This is a genomic window from Clostridium tyrobutyricum DSM 2637 = ATCC 25755 = JCM 11008 (assembly GCF_000359585.1).
In the GTDB taxonomy this organism is placed as follows: domain Bacteria; phylum Bacillota; class Clostridia; order Clostridiales; family Clostridiaceae; genus Clostridium_B; species Clostridium_B tyrobutyricum.
In genome coordinates, this window is the sequence record NZ_APMH01000037.1 from 23,511 (window position 1) to 40,378 (window position 16,868).

Here is a 16,868-nt window from a genome sequence, read left to right on the forward strand (position 1 = left end):
ATATTATATCATAATTATTTTTTCCACTAATCTTAATTATATAATTATTAAAATAAATATCTTGCATTATTTTCATAAAAAATTAATAGTTCAGTACCGATTGAATTTTTATTCAATCGGTACTGAACTATATTAGTATTCTTTAAAAACTTTATTAATACTTAAAACTATTTTAACACTGCACCTGTATTGGCAGAAGTAACTAACTTACCATATCTAGCCAAATACCCTTTTTTTACTTTAGGTTCAGGTTTTACATACCTTTTCTTTCTTTCTTCTAATTCTTTGGCATCTACTTTTAATTCCAATTTTTTATTTTTTATGTCTATAAATATAGTATCTCCTTCTTCTACAAGTCCAATCAATCCACCTTCCATTGCCTCAGGGGATACATGTCCTATAGAAGCTCCTCTTGTAGCTCCAGAAAATCTTCCATCTGTAAGAAGTGCCACATCTTTGTCAAGTCCCATACCTGCTATAGCAGAAGTTGGTGAAAGCATCTCCCTCATTCCTGGGCCGCCTTTTGGTCCTTCATATCTTATTACAATTACATCACCTTTATTTATCTCATCTCCAAATATAGCCTTAACTGCTTCTTCCTCAGAATTATAAACTCTAGCAGGACCTTCATGTACCATCATTTCTTTTGCTACGGCAGACTCTTTAACTACTGCTCCATCTACTGCAAGATTTCCTCTAAGTATTGCAAGTCCTCCCTTAGGACTGTACGCATTATCTATACTTCTGATAACATCACGATTGAGGACATTATATTCTTTTATAGTTTCTCCTATAGTTTTTCCTGTAACAGTCATGGAATCTTCAGCAATTAATCCTTTGCTGGAAAGTTCATGCATAAGGGCCGGTATTCCACCCGCCATATGAAGATCTTCCATATGATGTTTTCCACTTGGACTTAATTTTATAAGACAAGGTGTTTTCTGACTTATTTCATCAAATAAATCCAAATCAAGTTTTATTCCAGCTTCATGAGCTATAGCAGGAAGATGAAGTACAGTATTAGTAGATCCAGCCATTGCCATATCCATAGTTATAGCATTTTTAAATGCATCCAGTTTTAATATGTCACTTGGACGTCTATTGTTTTTTACACAGTCCATTACATACATTCCTGCATATTTCGCAAGCTGTCTTCTCTCTCCAGTCTGTGCAAGTGCAGTTCCATTTAGAGGAAGTCCCATTCCAAGCACTTCTGTAAGACAATTCATGCTATTTGCTGTAAAAAGCCCTGAACATGATCCACAACCTGGACATGATTTTTTAGCTTCCTCTTCAAGCTGGTCTTCCGTTATTTTTCCATCACTGCAAGCTCCAACTTGCTCAATACAAGTACTAAAATCTAATACTTTTCCATTTGATTTGCCGGCTCTCATAGGGCCACCACTTACTACAACTGATGGTATGTCAAGTCTTGCAGCTGCCATAAGCATTCCTGGAACCACTTTATCGCAATTAGGGATAAGTACCAATCCATCAAAACCATGAGCAGTTGCCATAGCTTCAATAGAATCAGCTATAAGTTCCCTGCTAGCTAAAGAGAACTTCATACCAACATGTCCCATTGCAATTCCATCACAGACTGCAATTGCAGGAAACTCCATAGGTGTTCCTCCAGCCATAGCTACTCCGAGTTTTGCCGCCTTGGCTATTTCATCTAAATGCATATGGCCTGCAACTACTTCATTTTGCGAATTTACTATTCCTATAAGAGGTCTTTCAATTTCCTCTTTAGTATATCCCATTCCATACATAAGGGCTCTAGCAGGAGCACCTTTTATTCCTTTTTTTATTGAATCACTTTTCATATTGTGAAACCTCCCTGAATAATCTATTTTCAAAGTTCTAATTTTTTGTAAAAAAATAAGCCTCTGTCTGGGTCAAGAAGCTTTGCGGTACCACCCAATTCTTTTAATTAATTAATAACGGCAATACCGGCACAGCTTAATTATATTTCAGCTTACAACTCAAGAGTGATTTTCAAAAGTTTTAGATATATGGGTTTTCACCTTTTCCCACTCTCTATTAAATCCTACACTATTTACTCTTCTCCATCATAGTTTTTTAAATTCTAAATTACATATATAATAAACTTTATATATAATTTAGGCAACATATTTTTTAAACTTTTTTATGAAATTTATATTTAAACTAAAATTCACTTAATAACTCTAACCTATACTATCTGTTATAGATGCTCCTGGAGGTACTATTGGAAATACCTTTTCATTTATATCTATACTACATTCTATTATTATAGGTTCTCTTTTCTCCAAAGCAAATCTTAAGCAATCTTCTATTTCATTATTATTTTCTATTTTTAAGGTTTTTATTCCGTATGCTTCACCTAATTTTAATATATCCACATCATCAGTTAATTCTGTAAAACAATATCTTCTATTATAAAACATCTCCTGCCATTGATGAACCATACCAAGTGAATTATTATTCAGAACCAATTGAATAACAGGTAATTTATATTTTGAAATAGTAGCAAGTTCATTACAATTCATTTTAAAGCTTCCATCACCAGCTACATTTATTACTCTCTTGTCAGGATTTCCAACACAGGCTCCAATTGCAGCACCAAGCCCAAATCCCATAGTTCCCAACCCACCTGAAGTTAAGAATGTTCTTGGTTTTAAAAACTTAAAATATTGTGCAGTCCAAATCTGATTTTGACCTACTTCTGTTGTCACTATACAATCTCCACCTGTTAATTCATATAATGTCTCTATAATATGTCTAGGACTTACATAATCTTTTTTCTCTGAATCGTTATTTTCTATTTTTAGTTCTTCATTTTTCTTTGATGAAATTATTTTTCTCATCCATTTACTGTGATTCTGGTTTTTTATACTTGAATTCAACTTTTCTAAAATATTTTTTATATCACCTTTTATTGTTAAATCTACATCTATATTCTTTCCAAACTCTTTTTCATCTATATCTATATGAATTATTCTAGCATTTTTAGCAAAAGTGCTTACTTTACTTATAACTCTATCACTAAATCTTGCACCTATAGCAATTAACAAATCGCAATCATTTATAGCCTGATTTGAAGTATGTGTTCCATGCATTCCAAGCATACCTGTATAATTATCCCTGTCCTGCGGGAAAGCACCCGTGCCCATAAGAGAACAAGAAATTGGAGTATCTAATTTATCTACAAATTTTGATAATTCATCTTCTGCACCAGATGACACAACTCCGCCACCTGCATATACCATAGGTCTTTCACTATTCTCTATGATTTTAATTGCTTTATTTAAAGCATTTTCATGTTTATTCGAAAACAAATCATATATTAATTCATTTTCTATACTATTTAAAGACATTTCACTAATTTCAGAAACCTGGACATTCTTTGGCACTTCTATAACTACAGGTCCTTTTCTACCACTAGTTGCTATTTTAAATGCCTCATCTATTACACTCTTTATGTTTTCTACTTTATCAATTGTAAAAGTTTTCTTTGTTATAGTTCCAGTTATACTTCTTATATTTACTTCTTGAAATGAATCTTTTCCTACTAAACTTACAGGTACTTGACCTGCAAACACTATAATTGGCACAGAATCCATATATGCTGTAGCAATACCTGTAACAGTATTTGTGGCACCAGGTCCTGAGGTTGCAAGTGCAACCCCAACCTTTCCTGTGGACCTAGCATAGCCATCTGCAGCATGAGAAGCTCCCTGCTCATGCGCAGTAATTATATGATTTATCTTATCTTTCATATCATATAATGCATCATATATAGGTAAAACTGCTCCACCGGGATATCCAAATATAGTATCAACTCCATGCTGTACTAGACATTCTAAAAGCATTTTAGCTCCCTTCATAGTATCACAGCCTCCTTTTTATATAATAATTACTCGTTTGAAGGATTTTCTTCAATCCAAGACATCATTCCTCTAAGTCTCTTTCCTACTTTTTCTAATTGAGTATCTGCTTCTATTCTTCTTCTAGCTTCAAGAGTTGGTCTTCCTATCTTATTTTCAAGTAACCAATCTTTTGCAAAAGTTCCATCCTGTATTTCTTTAAGAACTTTCTTCATTTCTTTTCTTACACTATCATTTATAAGTCTGTTTCCTATCTTGTAGTCACCATATTCAGCTGTATCACTTATTGAATGTCTCATTTTGCTCATGCCGCCTTCATACATCAAGTCAACAATCATCTTCATTTCATGGAAGCATTCAAAGAACGCATTTTCAGGAGCATATCCAGCTTCAACTAATGTATCGAAACCTGCCTGTATAAGGGAACAGATTCCTCCGCAAAGTACTGCTTGCTCACCAAATAAATCAGTTTCAGTTTCTATCTTGAAGGTAGTGTTCATAACCCCTCCTCTAGTTCCGCCAACTCCTTTTCCATAAGCTAATGCATAATCTTTGCCTTTTCCTGTATAATCCTGATATACTGCATACAAGCATGGAACTCCACCGCCTTCAGTATATTGTTTTCTAACTATATGACCAGGTCCTTTAGGTGCTATCATAAGTACATCTATATTTTTAGCTGGTACTATCTGATTGAAGTGAATATTGAATCCATGTGAAAATAATAATGCATCTCCATCTTCTAGGTTATCTCTTACACTTTCTTCATATATCTGTTTTTGTTTTTCATCTGGTAAAAGCATTGCTACAAGTTGTGCCTGCTTAACTGCTTCAGCTACTTCATATACCTTAAATCCATAGTCTTCAGCCTTTTTCCAGGATTTGCTACCCTTATATAATCCGATTATTACATCAAGTCCACTATCTTTTAAATTTAATGCTTGAGCATGTCCTTGGCTACCAAATCCAAGTACTGCTATTTTCTTTCCTTTCAAAAGGTCTAAATTTGCATCCTCATCATAATAAACTTTTAATGGTTCCATAAAAATTTCCTCCTAAAAATAATTTATTTATACTAATTATGTATTTTAATTAGTAGCTAGCATTTTAATATTAATTAAATGAAATTTATGACTATTTTAAATTTTAAGACTATTATATGTACACAAATAAACTTAATATTTATGCATTCTATAAATAACTAAAATCATAAATTTTTGTATAAAAAAAGCAACCAACATTCTCTGCTTTGGGGCGAGAAGTCTGGTCGCGCGGTACCACCCAATTTTTTTACTTAAAGTAATAACGGTTTCTACCGATAAAGCCTACTCAAAGTTCAGCTCATAACTCCAGGGCTACCTTCAATAGCTATATTATGAGATTTCACCAAAATCCTCATTCTCTAAAAAATAGTCACTATCTACTCTTCCCTATCAATGTTTTTTACATTCTACAATTTATGCTAATTAATACAAATTATAATACTATAAACCAATCATGTCTATAAATAATGATTTACTTCAAATCGTATATTTAGATTGAACAAATTACTTAATTAATATTTAGTGTATGTGACGATAATAATACCTTATGAATAGAATGTCAATAGTTTTTTGATTTTTTTGTTACAAAAGCTTGTTTTTAATATAAATAAAACTCACTTTAAAAAACAAGTTTTATTTATATTAAATTTAATTTTCTTTATTTATATTAACAAAATGCTATATTTTTAGATGTTTTATTATTGATATATTGTTTTTAGAAAGTAATTTAATGAAAATTACTTATTTGTTGTATTTGACATAAATAATTTTTTATAGTACTATTAGTTCCAATAAAAAACTATGATGGAGATAAGTAAACAAAATATGCTTTCAGAGAATTGGGCATGGTGGAAACCAATAAGCTAAAATTGTTGAAAATCACTCCTGAGTTGCAAACTGAAAATAAAAGTAAGTTACGCCGGCACAGCCGTTATCTATAATTAAGTAATACTTTGGGTGGTACCGCGGCAAATAGACGCCCCATTAACTGGGAGTCTATTTGCCTTTTTATATTCTACTTTTAATTAATTGTACAATAAATATTTAGTGTATATTTAATATCATTTATTCTGATTTTTAAATTTGCTGAGTGCATCTGCCAGTGCAGAATTAATAGGTTCTTTGTTTTCATTATGCATTTTGTTCATATATTTTGAAATTTCTCTTTTATTTAACTTACTTTCACTTTTGTTAAATCTTTTTTTAAAAGATGCTAATTTTTCTCTAAAACCACAATTAGAACAAACATAAATTTTACCATCCCCATGTCCGCGGAGTTCCATTTTCTTATGACATTCCGGACATCTTGCATTGGTAAACACTGCAATATTCTCTCTATAACCGCAATTTCTATCCTGGCACACTAGCATTCTGCCGCGTTTTCCTTTAACCTCCAGCATATACTTTCCACAATTAGGGCATTTTTCCCCAGATAGATTGTCATATTTAAATTTACTATTACTACTACTAACATTATTAACTAATTCAACAGCATATTCTCTCATATCCCTTAAAAATACTTTTGGGTCTTTTTTCCCTTTACTAATCTCATCCAATGTCTTTTCCCATTTCGCAGTTAATAATGGTGATTTTAGTCCTCTAGGTACTAAATTTATAAGTTGTTTTCCCTTTGAAGTAGGTATTATTTCCTTGCCTCTCTTTTCTAAATAAAACATATTGAAAAGCTTATCTATTATATCCGCTCTTGTAGCAACAGTTCCAATTCCTCCAGTTTCTCCAAGCGTATCCGCATATTTTTTATCCATTTTTACATACTTCTGAGGATTTTCCATAGCTGATAATAATGAGGCTTCATTAAACCTTGGTGGAGCCTTTGTTTGAAGTTTTTCCAATTCTATTGAAATGACATCAATGGAGTCTCCTCTTTTTGGAACAGATGAATGATCTTCTACATTTTGTTTGTTATTTACATAGATTTTTTTCCATCCAAGATTTTTTGGTGCATTTCCCTTCCAAGAAAAAATTTCTTTACCTATATTGGCTTTTATAGATGTCTCTATATATTCATAAGGTGGAAGCATAACAGATATAAATCTCTTAACTACTAAATCATATATATTTCTTTCTTCCAAACTCAAACGGGATATGGGAATACTTTCTTCAGTTGGTATAATAGCATGATGATCTCCTATTTTACTATTGTCAACGAAATTTTTATTTGCATTTATCCCATTTTTTAATATTTCATTTATAAAAATTCCATATTGACTTAAGCATATAGATTTTAGACGATCTTTCAGCGTGCCAACTATATCAGTTGAAATATATCTTGAATCAGTTCTAGGATATGTTAATATCTTATAGTTTTCATATAATCTTTGCATTATAGACAATGTCTGTTTAGCTGAATATCCAAATAATTTATTACCATCCCTCTGAAGTTCTGTTAAATCATATAGTTTTTGAGGAAACTGCTTTTTACAATGTGTATTTACTTCTATAATTGTACATTTTTGATTTTTCAGATGATTCGCTAGATTATTAGCCTTTTCTCCTTCAAAAATATTACTATTACCTTTACTATCTGTCCATTTCAAATTAAAATATTTAGTTTTTGCTTCTACATTATAGTAATCTTTAGGTTTGAAATTATTTATCTCTTCTTCCCTATTAACTATCATTGCAAGAGTAGGTGACTGCACTCTACCTGCTGTAAGTTGAGCATTATATTTGCATGTCAGGGCACGTGTAACATTTAAACCTATAATCCAATCCGCTTCAGCTCTGCACTTTGCTGCATCATATAAATAATCATATTTTGAAGATGACTTTAAATTTCTAAATCCATCATTTATAGCTTTTTGAGTTTGAGAAGAAATCCATAATCTTTTTAATGTTTTTTTAATATGTGCCTTTTCTATTATCCACCTTGCTACAAGTTCCCCTTCTCTTCCTGCATCTGTAGCAATAACTATTTCTGATATATCTTTTCTATTCATCTGTGATTTGACTATATTAAACTGCTTTCCAGTCTGCTTTATGACTACCAATTTAAGATATTTAGGAAGCATGGGTAAATCTTCCATATTCCAACTTTTGTATTTTTGATCATAAACCTCTGGGTCAGCTAATGTAACCAAGTGTCCAAGGGCCCATGTCACTACATATTTATCTCCTTCAATATATCCTCCATTTTTTCTATTACAGTGAAGTACTTTTGCTAAATCTTTTCCTACAGAAGGTTTTTCTGCCAGCACTAATATTTTGCTCATTATTTATTTCCTTTCATTGATTGTATTAATAATACATAAAATTAAAAACTCATATATGTTTATGAGTTTCAATTCATATTATACGATTTATTATTTTTGTTTACAAGCAATCTGTCTATGCTAATATACTATTAAAGCGATAATTTATATAAATTATCGCTTTAATTGGTTCATAATTTTTCTTTTACAGAATTAATTTTTTGGTCCATAGAAGCCCTTTTATCTCTTCTATCATCTATACTTATTGAAGTAATAACTCTTTTAGCACCATTTTCAAAAGGCACTTCATGCATCTTCCTTACAATTTCAAATATAACATCCAATTCCCCTTCAATAACTGTAGACATTGGAGTAAGTTTATATTTAACCCGTTTATCCTTTTCTAGTACTCTATGACAATTAGCCACATATTTGCTGACGCTTGTAGATTCAGTTCCTAAAGGAACTATAGTCAATTGTGCTATAGCCATACTTTACACCTTCCATCAATATATTTTATATATAAAAATAATATTCCTAAACATTTTTTGAGCATCCATCACATCCTGAAGGTGGTGCTATAAAAGGCTTCAATTCCAATCCTTTACCATTATTTTCTGAATTGGATAAGATTTCGAATCCACTGCATACATTTATAAGTTCCCTTGTGGTTATAAAATTAATGTCTTTAACTTGATCGGAAACATCATCATCTTCAACTTTTCCAATATCAATATTAAATACAGGTCCACTACAGTTTGTGCCTAAATAATTTATTCTCAAATTATAATCTTGTACATTACTGGATTCTAAAAAGCTTTTAAATTCATCATATGCTTCATCACTAATTTTCATAAATTTCATAAGGATACCCTCCCTTAAAGTATAATAGTTCATAATAATATTAGTAGATATTATACCATTTTATTAACCACTTAACAAATAAAATTTATATAAATTATCTTTTTTCAATTATTATGAGCATCGGTGGACTATTTACCTGATTTGCAAAACACAATTTAACTACATTATATGTTCTTTGATTTAAATTTTTAATATAATCTTCCAATGCATCTCTCTCATGATTTCCCTCTTCATGTCCATAATATACCACTAAAATTACTATTCCATTTGCCTCAATTAAATCTAAAGCCTTTTTTAATCCAAGTAGTGTAGTATCAGCAGTAGTTGTAATAGAATGGTCTCCTTTAGGCAAGTATCCTAAATTAAAAATGACAAGCTTTACTTTATCATTTATGTACATATCCATATTCTCATGACTATCATTTATCAATTTCACATGTTGTAAAATGCCATTTTTAGATATCTTCTCATATGTATTTTTTAGTGCAGTTTGTTGTATATCAAAAGCATATACCTTACCTGAGTCCCCTACAAGTTCTGATAAAAATAATGTATCATTTCCATTTCCCATAGTAGCATCAACTACAATATCACCCTTGTTGATCTTTTTTCTACATATATCTTTAGCAATATTTACGGCATTTGTGAAATAATTTTTATTCATTATCGTACTTCCTCTATGATTTAATTTATAACTTTATAATATATTATATCACAATAAAATACTTTTAAATTTTATATTGCATTAGGTCCAGGATTTCTGCCTTTTATACAAGAATTACTGCAATCTTTTGTATTATATAATCTAATAAAATTAACGTAAGAAAGAATAAAACCTATGCCGCACATCAAAGAAGCAAGTGCACCTGTCATAATAATTAATTTTATTTCTCCATACATATAATTACTGAAGATGATTCCTAACACACTTAATACAATAAAAACTATGCTTGCAATTTTCATTTAATTTCACATTCCTTTCAATAAAATTTATATATTATTCTTGTATTATAATAATATACAAATAGTTTGTCCATGTTCATATAGCAAAAAAAATTCATTGATATATATAATCATATAGCTACCCTTTGAATATCAGTTATTTTCCTAACTGGCAAAACCATGAAACAGCTCCCTTGAACTCAACATAAAATAGAGTTCTCCCTGTAATTCCCCAAAATAAAATTTTACACATCTAAACAGATTCGCTAGATCTCCATTTATATCGTTGTAAATTTCCATATTAACCAATTTATCTTTTGAAAATAATACCCATGCCTCACCCTCAAATATTTATATGTATCTATTGAATTTTTCAGGGAATCGTTTGACTATTTCCTTCCTGGGTAATTTCTTTTCGCCTATCCAATTATTAGTATTGCAACAAGTTCACTAGATCCAAGCTTAACAGGATATCACGATATAATAGGATTAGGTTGGGAATAAAATTCTAATGGCAATTATGTAAGAATAATAAATGAGTGGGATACATCATTATCTAACTTCTATAATTTTAACAACTGTAAATGCCATAAATTATATAAAAACTAAAGTTACAGAAAATACTGATATAGAAGTTATTGGTGGAACCAGCGTAATTCCAATTTTTGTAATTAATGAAATAAATAATGCCGTAAGTGAAGGTAATACAATGATATCTTTTAAAGATAAAAATTTAGAACAAGCAATAAGATAAAATATAAATAAGTCTACTGGTACTTTATATAAAAATGATATAGATAAGATATCTGAAATAAATTTTTATTATAACAAAATAAAAAATATTAGTGGAGTTGAAAATTTAACTGCCTTACAGAAACTTGGATTAGGCGGCAACCAGATAACCGATATAAGTTCCATCAAAAATTTAACTAATTTAAAATATATCTCGTTTTCTGGTAATCAAATATGGAATGTCAAATACAGAAAAGTTTCTTATAGACATGAGTAATAAATAAGATTCAGTGGAGGAATTAAAATAACGGATAAAATTGCAATGGCTAATATAGAAAGTAAACTTTATGATTATTTTAATAAAGACAAATTGCTTGAAGATTTAAAATCAGATATTAAACTTAAATCTAAAGTTAGATGCTAACTATAAAGATATAACATTTAAAGAATTTTCAAAAATGTTTTTAAGCCATGCTGAGCTGTACAAGGAAGATAATACATTAAGTCTTACAGTACTGTTTTGAACGGAGTTGAGACATTGAATAATTCAGAAATGCTAAAAGTTTAAAACATGGATATTCAAAACTGTATTGATACTTTCGTAAAAGACAATCTATCAGTTTCTATAATTATAGATGAAAAAAGATGTGTAATAAAAGTTCAACGTCAATGGAAAATATTAAAAAATGGTAGATATGGTATGGAAACTATAAACAAGTATTTTTGACAAATTTTTGCCATTTTGGCTTTTTACTTAAAATCCCATTAAAAATCCTATCAAAAATATAATACCCCCGACTGCATTTATCCATGCAATCGAAGGTATACAGCCATTTATACGAAGTGGAAAATACTTTGCATAAATATGAGGAAGAAACAAGTTCCTGCTTTAAGTAAAGTTACAGCAAAAATATCTTTATAAGCTTGTTTATGGGTTAATCCTGCAATTCCCAAAAGTGTAATTACAGCTCCATTATGAGGTAAAGTATCCATACCACCTGATGCCATGGATGCAACTCTATGAAGCAGTTCGGGGCTTATTCCTGTACTGGCCGCCCATTCTGCATACTTTTTTCCAAACATATCAAGGACAATACTCATACCACCTGATGCCGATCCTGTAACTCCGGATAAAACATTTACACTAACAGCTTCTGATAAAAGAGGACTACCATGAGGATTTATATTTATAAGTGCATTGGCTATTGATTTAAATCCTGGAAGTGTCTTTATAACGTTTCCAAACCCAACTTCAGATGCTGTATTCATAACAGCCAATAGGGAACCAATGGCTCCTGCATTTATTGTTCTTGCCAGATTACCTTTCATACTTTTTGGATTAATACAAAATGCAATTATAGTTCCAAACACTAATGCAATTATAAGTGCCCAATTGTTCATGGAACCTACCACTCCATCTTTAGGCATATTATAAGGTTTTTGAGTTACCCATGAAATTATATCCCAGTTTGGGAAAATCACTTTTTGTAAAACTAAAGTTATGGCCAACACAGCAACAAGAGGGATAATCGACATCCACATATTAGGTATATTTTTATCATCAGCTGTTTCAGGCTCATTAATATGACCTGAACCATACCCTTCACCTGATGCTTGAGCACAACGTTTACGCCACTCTAAATAAAATATTCCTCCAATTAACATTATTACAGACCCCAATGTTCCAAAAACAGGTGCTGCATATAAATCAGTGTTGAAAAATTTCATAGGTATTGTATTTTGAATCTGAGGTGTACCGGGAAGTGAATCCATAGTAAATGAAAATGCACCTAGAGCAATAGTAGCCGGAACAAGTCTTTTAGGAATATCTGCTTCTTTAAAGATAGATGCAGCAAATGGATATACTGCAAATGCTACTACAAAAAGACTTACTCCCCCATAAGTTAAAATGGCAGCTGACAAAACTACAGAGAATATTGCTTTATCTTTTCCAAGCTTTTCTACAATTGTTTTAGCAATTGACTTTGCAGCTCCAGATTCTTCCATGGCCTTGCCAAATACAGCTCCCAACAAGAAAAATGGAAAATATATCTTTACGTAGTTGCCTAGATTAGGTAAGAACACTTCTGTATAAGTTGGTAAAAGAGACATTCCTGAAAATAATGCTGCAAGAAGAGCAAAAATAGGGGCAAAGAAAATAACAGAAAAACCTTTATAGGCCATGAATATTAATAATCCCAAACTTGCTATAATTCCTATAACTGCCATTTAGAAAACCTCCATACAATTTATTTTATACATTGCTTAATTCTCCTGGGAATTCTTTTGATGATTGTCCAATATTTATTCCTATTGGTTCTTCTTTAAATATTCTTTCATCCATTATCTTTAAATTTTCAGATATTTTAGGCCTAAAATCCATATGATCCAATATGTCCTTTTTCATATCTATACCTGGAGCTATTTCCTCTAAAAAGAGACCTTCTTTTGTCAATCTAAATACTGCTCTTTCAGTTATATAAAGTACTGTTTGTCCAATACTCTGAGCATATTGACCACTGAAAGATATCTGTTCAACAGTATCTATAAATTTATTGAACTTTCCATCCTTTTCTATATTAAGTTTTCCGTTTTCCACTTTGACCTTTAAACCACCTGCTGTAAATGTTCCACAGTACACAACTTTTTTGGAATTTTGACTTATATTAATAAATCCTCCACAACCTGCAATTTTAGGCCCAAATTTGCTTACATTTATATTACCATCTCTGTCACACTGAGCAAGCCCTAAAAATGCTACATCAAGACCTCCTCCATCGTAATAGTCAAATTGACTTGCCTGATCAAGTATGCTTTGAGGATTAGTTGAAGCACCAAAGCTCAGTCCACCTGAAGGTACTCCTCCTATACCACCTGATTCTATAGTCAATGTCATTTCATCTGCAATGCCTTCTTCATTGGCAACTGTCGCTATTCCTTCTGGTATTCCAATGCCAAGATTAGTTACAGAATTTGGAACAAGCTCCATAGCCGCTCTTCTGGCTATAACCTTTCTTTCATTAAGTTGCATAGGAACTATGGAATTCACTAAAAATCTTGCTTCTCCAGAATATGATGGATTATAGTTTTCACTAAAAGTCTGCATATGATTTTTAGGTTGTGATACAACTATAGCATCTACATATATTCCAGGTATCTTTACTTTTTTAGGATCTAAAGATCCTTTTGATACTACTTGTTCAACTTGTACGATAACTATACCTCCTGAGTTCTTTGCAGCTTGAGCCATAGCTGTTGCATCTAATATTGCCGCTTCTTTTTCCATAGTAGCATTTCCAAATTCATCAGCATAAGTAGCTCTTAAAATTACAACATCCAATGGTATAGTTTTATAAAATAAATATTCTTTTCCTCCTATATTTATAAGTTCTACTATGTTTTCTTTAGTAATTGTATTTAACTTTCCACCTTCAAGTCTAGGATCTATAAAAGTCTTTAATCCAACATGGGTTATGGTTCCCGGCCTTTTAGCAGCAATATCTCTATACAATTGTGATATTATTCCCTGGGGCAGATTATACGCTTCTATTTTATTGTCAAGAGCTAATTTCTGAAGTTTAGGACTTAATGCCCAATGTCCACCTATTACTTTACTGACTAATCCTTCATGTCCAAAATGATTCAGTCCTCTATCAGCGCTGTCACCTTGTCCCGCAGCATAAATCAATGTTAGATTTTTAGGAGTACGATTTTCAATATAATTTTCTTCAATTTCAGATGTAATATCCTCTGGATGTGCACATCCAACAAAGCCACCTACTGCAACAGTATCTCCATCTTTTATTAATTTAACTGCCTTGTCCTTAGACATTAATTTTGACTTCATATTGAATCCCCCTTCATATGATAATAAAATATATTACACTATTATATATAGCAAATATTATGCCAAAATGAAGAAGACTCCAATTCAAGCTTTAAAAAACTTTAATTCAATTAATATGTCTATTATATATTCATAAATATTTATATTTTTCTCTTATTGTCTTAAATTAACTGGATTTATGGACAGTGTATAGATTATTTACATGTCAATATTTTTAACTGGCTATACTAATGTCTTAAATTATATTCTTCTATCTTTTTATATAAACCAGCCCTGCTTATTCCAAGTATATTTGCAGTCTTATTTTTATTCCAATGATTTTTATTGAGACATTCCAAAATAACATGTTTTTCAACCTCTGAAACTATATCCTTTAAATAATTAGTTTCATTAATATAATTTCTATAATTTTTTGATTTACAATCTGCCAATCTCTCTGGAAGATGATAAGTTTTTATTATTAGGTCTGAATCCAACATATCTACAGCTCTTTCAATAATATTTTCCAACTCCCTTACATTGCCCGGCCAATCATATGATACAAGGCAGCTCATGGCCTCCTTTGATATACCCTCAACATATATCCCCAATTTAGTAGCTATTTTAATTTTCAAACTATTTGCAAGCAGTGGAATATCTTCTTTTCTTTCTCTTAATGGAGGAATAACTATTCTCATTACATTAAGCCTATAGTAAAGATCTTCCCTGAATTTTCCTTTTTTTATACTGTCCTCAAGATTCTTATTTGTAGCTGCAATTATTCTTACATTAATCTCCTTTATTATATTTCCACCTACTCTTTCAATTTCCCTATCCTGTATAACTTTTAACAACTTTGCCTGCATATACATTGGCATATCGCCTATTTCATCTAAAAATATAGTGCCTCCATTGGCCAATTCAAATTTTCCATTTTTGCCTCCCTTTTTAGCTCCAGTAAAAGAACCTTCTTCATATCCAAATAGCTCTGATTCAAACAGCTCAGAAGGAATAGCTGCACAATTTATTTCCACAAATGGTCCCAAATATCTGCCACTTGCATTGTGAATTCCATGGGCAAATAACTCCTTGCCAGTACCGCTTTCACCTGTTATAAGTACATTAGAATCAGTTTTGGCAACCTTTAAAGCCATTGATTTTACTTTCTGTATCTTAGGTGAATTGCCTATAATATTTTTAATAGAATATCTTGCCTTTCTTTCCTTGCCAAGTTCATTCTTATATACTTCAATTTCTCTTTCTAAATTATTTAATTTTTTACTTAAAGTATAGAAATCTCCAATGTCCTTGAATATGACTTTTCCTACAGCTCCTATAATCTTATTTTCTTCCTTGATTGGTACACGTACTGCAATCATCTTGTTTCCTCTTATCTCCTGAATATCTCCTATTTTTACATTTCCGCTCTTTATTACTTCATGTAATTTTGTATTTTCTATTACATCCCGTACATCTTTTCCCTCTGGGTCACTGCACCCTAAAAATTCCTTATAGGCTTTGCTCATCATCGTTATAACACCGTTTTCATCAACTAGAACTACACACTCGTTAAGCGTATTCATTATAGTGTTTAAAATATCTATATATATTTCATTATCTAATAGCTTTTCCTGCATCTTTTTATTATCTGTTATGTCTTTAAAAATTGCCAGTGCTCCTTTAACTTGTCCTTTAATAATTATAGGAATTCTACTTGTCATAAATTCTCTGTTGTTCGCAAAAAAATTCTTGTTTAATTCATCCTTACCTGTTTTTAAAATTCTATTTAATTTTGTTTCAGGCACCGCATCTTCTATATATTTTCCTATATTCTCTTTTGAGTTAATTGAAAGTATCTCTTCGGCTCTGTTATTTGCTATGATTAGTTTTCCACTTTCGTCTATACCTATTAAAGCTTCGTTTATATTTTGTACTACCAATTCAAAACATTTTTCCAAAAACATAGATGAACAACACTCCTTATTTCATTCTATAAATAAGCTACCTAATTATATTATATTAATACTATATTTTTTTATCAAAGAAAAAAAGTTGAGAACTATAATATCTCAACTTTTTTAAATTCATCAATCTTTTTTCCATCTCTTTAAATTTGGAAGAACATTTTCCATAAGTGATATTGCTTCATTTTCTGCCATACCCTTTTCTACCATAAAAGGGACACAAGCTTTAATCATCTTTTCCATAGTTATATCGGGCTGTTTAAATTCTCCCTTTTCATAGCAATATATACAGTATTCATGATTTTTCCCTTGCTCAATTCAGTACCATAAAGTTCTTCGCTTAATGGCATCCCACAACTTTGGCAATACTTCTGTTCCATAATATATCCTCCTTGTATAATGTGGTTATAACATTC

At 31.1% G+C, this 16,868-nt stretch carries 16 protein-coding genes and 2 other annotated features; of the genes, 3 read left to right on the forward strand and 13 right to left on the reverse strand.

Annotation, left to right across the window (positions count from 1 at the left end; all coding sequences use genetic code 11):
• Positions 1-167 precede the first annotated feature (167 nt).
• The 8 genes from ilvD to J418_RS0113510 form a co-directional block, all read right to left on the reverse strand.
• Positions 168-1,826 carry a dihydroxy-acid dehydratase gene (gene ilvD / locus J418_RS0113475; protein WP_017751806.1) on the reverse strand — a complete coding sequence of 553 codons (1,659 nt, stop codon included), beginning with the start codon at positions 1,824-1,826 and terminating at the stop codon, positions 168-170.
• Between the two features lie 363 nt (positions 1,827-2,189).
• Positions 2,190-3,869, reverse strand: a complete 1,680-nt coding sequence (gene ilvB / locus J418_RS0113480; RefSeq protein WP_017751807.1) for a biosynthetic-type acetolactate synthase large subunit — start codon at positions 3,867-3,869, stop codon at positions 2,190-2,192.
• Between the two features lie 29 nt (positions 3,870-3,898).
• Positions 3,899-4,912, reverse strand: coding sequence for a ketol-acid reductoisomerase (gene ilvC / locus J418_RS0113485; RefSeq protein ID WP_017751808.1), 1,014 nt, complete (start codon positions 4,910-4,912; stop codon positions 3,899-3,901).
• Positions 4,913-5,116: 204 nt separating this feature from the next.
• Positions 5,117-5,315, reverse strand: a binding site (T-box leader).
• Positions 5,316-5,704: 389 nt separating this feature from the next.
• Positions 5,705-5,899 (forward strand) — a binding site (T-box leader).
• Between the two features lie 74 nt (positions 5,900-5,973).
• On the reverse strand, positions 5,974-8,145 hold the full coding sequence (locus tag J418_RS0113490) for a DNA topoisomerase III (RefSeq protein WP_017895874.1): 2,172 nt from the start codon (positions 8,143-8,145) through the stop codon (positions 5,974-5,976).
• 170 nt (positions 8,146-8,315) lie between these two features.
• Positions 8,316-8,615 (reverse strand): MTH1187 family thiamine-binding protein, encoded by a 300-nt coding sequence (locus J418_RS0113495; RefSeq protein ID WP_017751810.1) that lies wholly within the window; start codon positions 8,613-8,615, stop codon positions 8,316-8,318.
• Between the two features lie 46 nt (positions 8,616-8,661).
• A complete protein-coding gene (locus J418_RS0113500) occupies positions 8,662-8,988 on the reverse strand; it encodes a HesB-like protein (protein ID WP_017751811.1) in 327 nt (108 codons plus the stop codon).
• Between the two features lie 94 nt (positions 8,989-9,082).
• The gene (mnmM, locus tag J418_RS0113505) at positions 9,083-9,652 is read right to left on the reverse strand and encodes a tRNA 5-(aminomethyl)-2-thiouridylate-methyltransferase MnmM (RefSeq protein ID WP_017751812.1); all 570 of its coding nucleotides are present in this window, start codon (positions 9,650-9,652) and stop codon (positions 9,083-9,085) included.
• Positions 9,653-9,723: 71 nt separating this feature from the next.
• Positions 9,724-9,951 carry a hypothetical protein gene (locus tag J418_RS0113510; protein WP_017751813.1) on the reverse strand — a complete coding sequence of 76 codons (228 nt, stop codon included), beginning with the start codon at positions 9,949-9,951 and terminating at the stop codon, positions 9,724-9,726.
• Positions 9,952-10,465: 514 nt separating this feature from the next.
• Here J418_RS0113510 and J418_RS0113515 point away from each other — a divergent pair.
• The 3 genes from J418_RS0113515 to J418_RS16670 all read left to right on the forward strand — a co-directional run bounded on the left by J418_RS0113515 (position 10,466) and on the right by J418_RS16670 (position 11,389).
• A complete protein-coding gene (locus J418_RS0113515) occupies positions 10,466-10,684 on the forward strand; it encodes a hypothetical protein (RefSeq protein WP_017895875.1) in 219 nt (72 codons plus the stop codon).
• Between the two features lie 57 nt (positions 10,685-10,741).
• Positions 10,742-10,939 carry a leucine-rich repeat domain-containing protein gene (locus J418_RS17125; RefSeq protein WP_418235834.1) on the forward strand — a complete coding sequence of 66 codons (198 nt, stop codon included), beginning with the start codon at positions 10,742-10,744 and terminating at the stop codon, positions 10,937-10,939.
• Positions 10,940-11,233: 294 nt separating this feature from the next.
• A complete protein-coding gene (locus J418_RS16670) occupies positions 11,234-11,389 on the forward strand; it encodes a hypothetical protein (protein ID WP_017895877.1) in 156 nt (51 codons plus the stop codon).
• A 107-nt stretch (positions 11,390-11,496) separates the two neighbouring features.
• Here J418_RS16670 and J418_RS0113530 read toward each other — a convergent pair whose 3' ends face one another.
• The 5 genes from J418_RS0113530 to J418_RS17140 form a co-directional block, all read right to left on the reverse strand.
• Positions 11,497-12,891 carry a GntP family permease gene (locus tag J418_RS0113530; RefSeq protein WP_017751817.1) on the reverse strand — a complete coding sequence of 465 codons (1,395 nt, stop codon included), beginning with the start codon at positions 12,889-12,891 and terminating at the stop codon, positions 11,497-11,499.
• 25 nt (positions 12,892-12,916) lie between these two features.
• Positions 12,917-14,509 carry an acyl CoA:acetate/3-ketoacid CoA transferase gene (locus tag J418_RS0113535; protein WP_017751818.1) on the reverse strand — a complete coding sequence of 531 codons (1,593 nt, stop codon included), beginning with the start codon at positions 14,507-14,509 and terminating at the stop codon, positions 12,917-12,919.
• Between the two features lie 227 nt (positions 14,510-14,736).
• On the reverse strand, positions 14,737-16,452 hold the full coding sequence (locus J418_RS0113540; protein ID WP_017895878.1) for a sigma-54-dependent Fis family transcriptional regulator: 1,716 nt from the start codon (positions 16,450-16,452) through the stop codon (positions 14,737-14,739).
• Positions 16,453-16,575: 123 nt separating this feature from the next.
• Positions 16,576-16,740, reverse strand: coding sequence for a zinc ribbon domain-containing protein (locus tag J418_RS15730; RefSeq protein WP_472297968.1), 165 nt, complete (start codon positions 16,738-16,740; stop codon positions 16,576-16,578).
• The gene (locus tag J418_RS17140) at positions 16,698-16,832 is read right to left on the reverse strand and encodes a zinc ribbon domain-containing protein (RefSeq protein WP_472297967.1); all 135 of its coding nucleotides are present in this window, start codon (positions 16,830-16,832) and stop codon (positions 16,698-16,700) included. The genes J418_RS15730 and J418_RS17140 overlap by 43 nt, the downstream gene beginning before the upstream one ends.
• Positions 16,833-16,868: the final 36 nt, after the last annotated feature.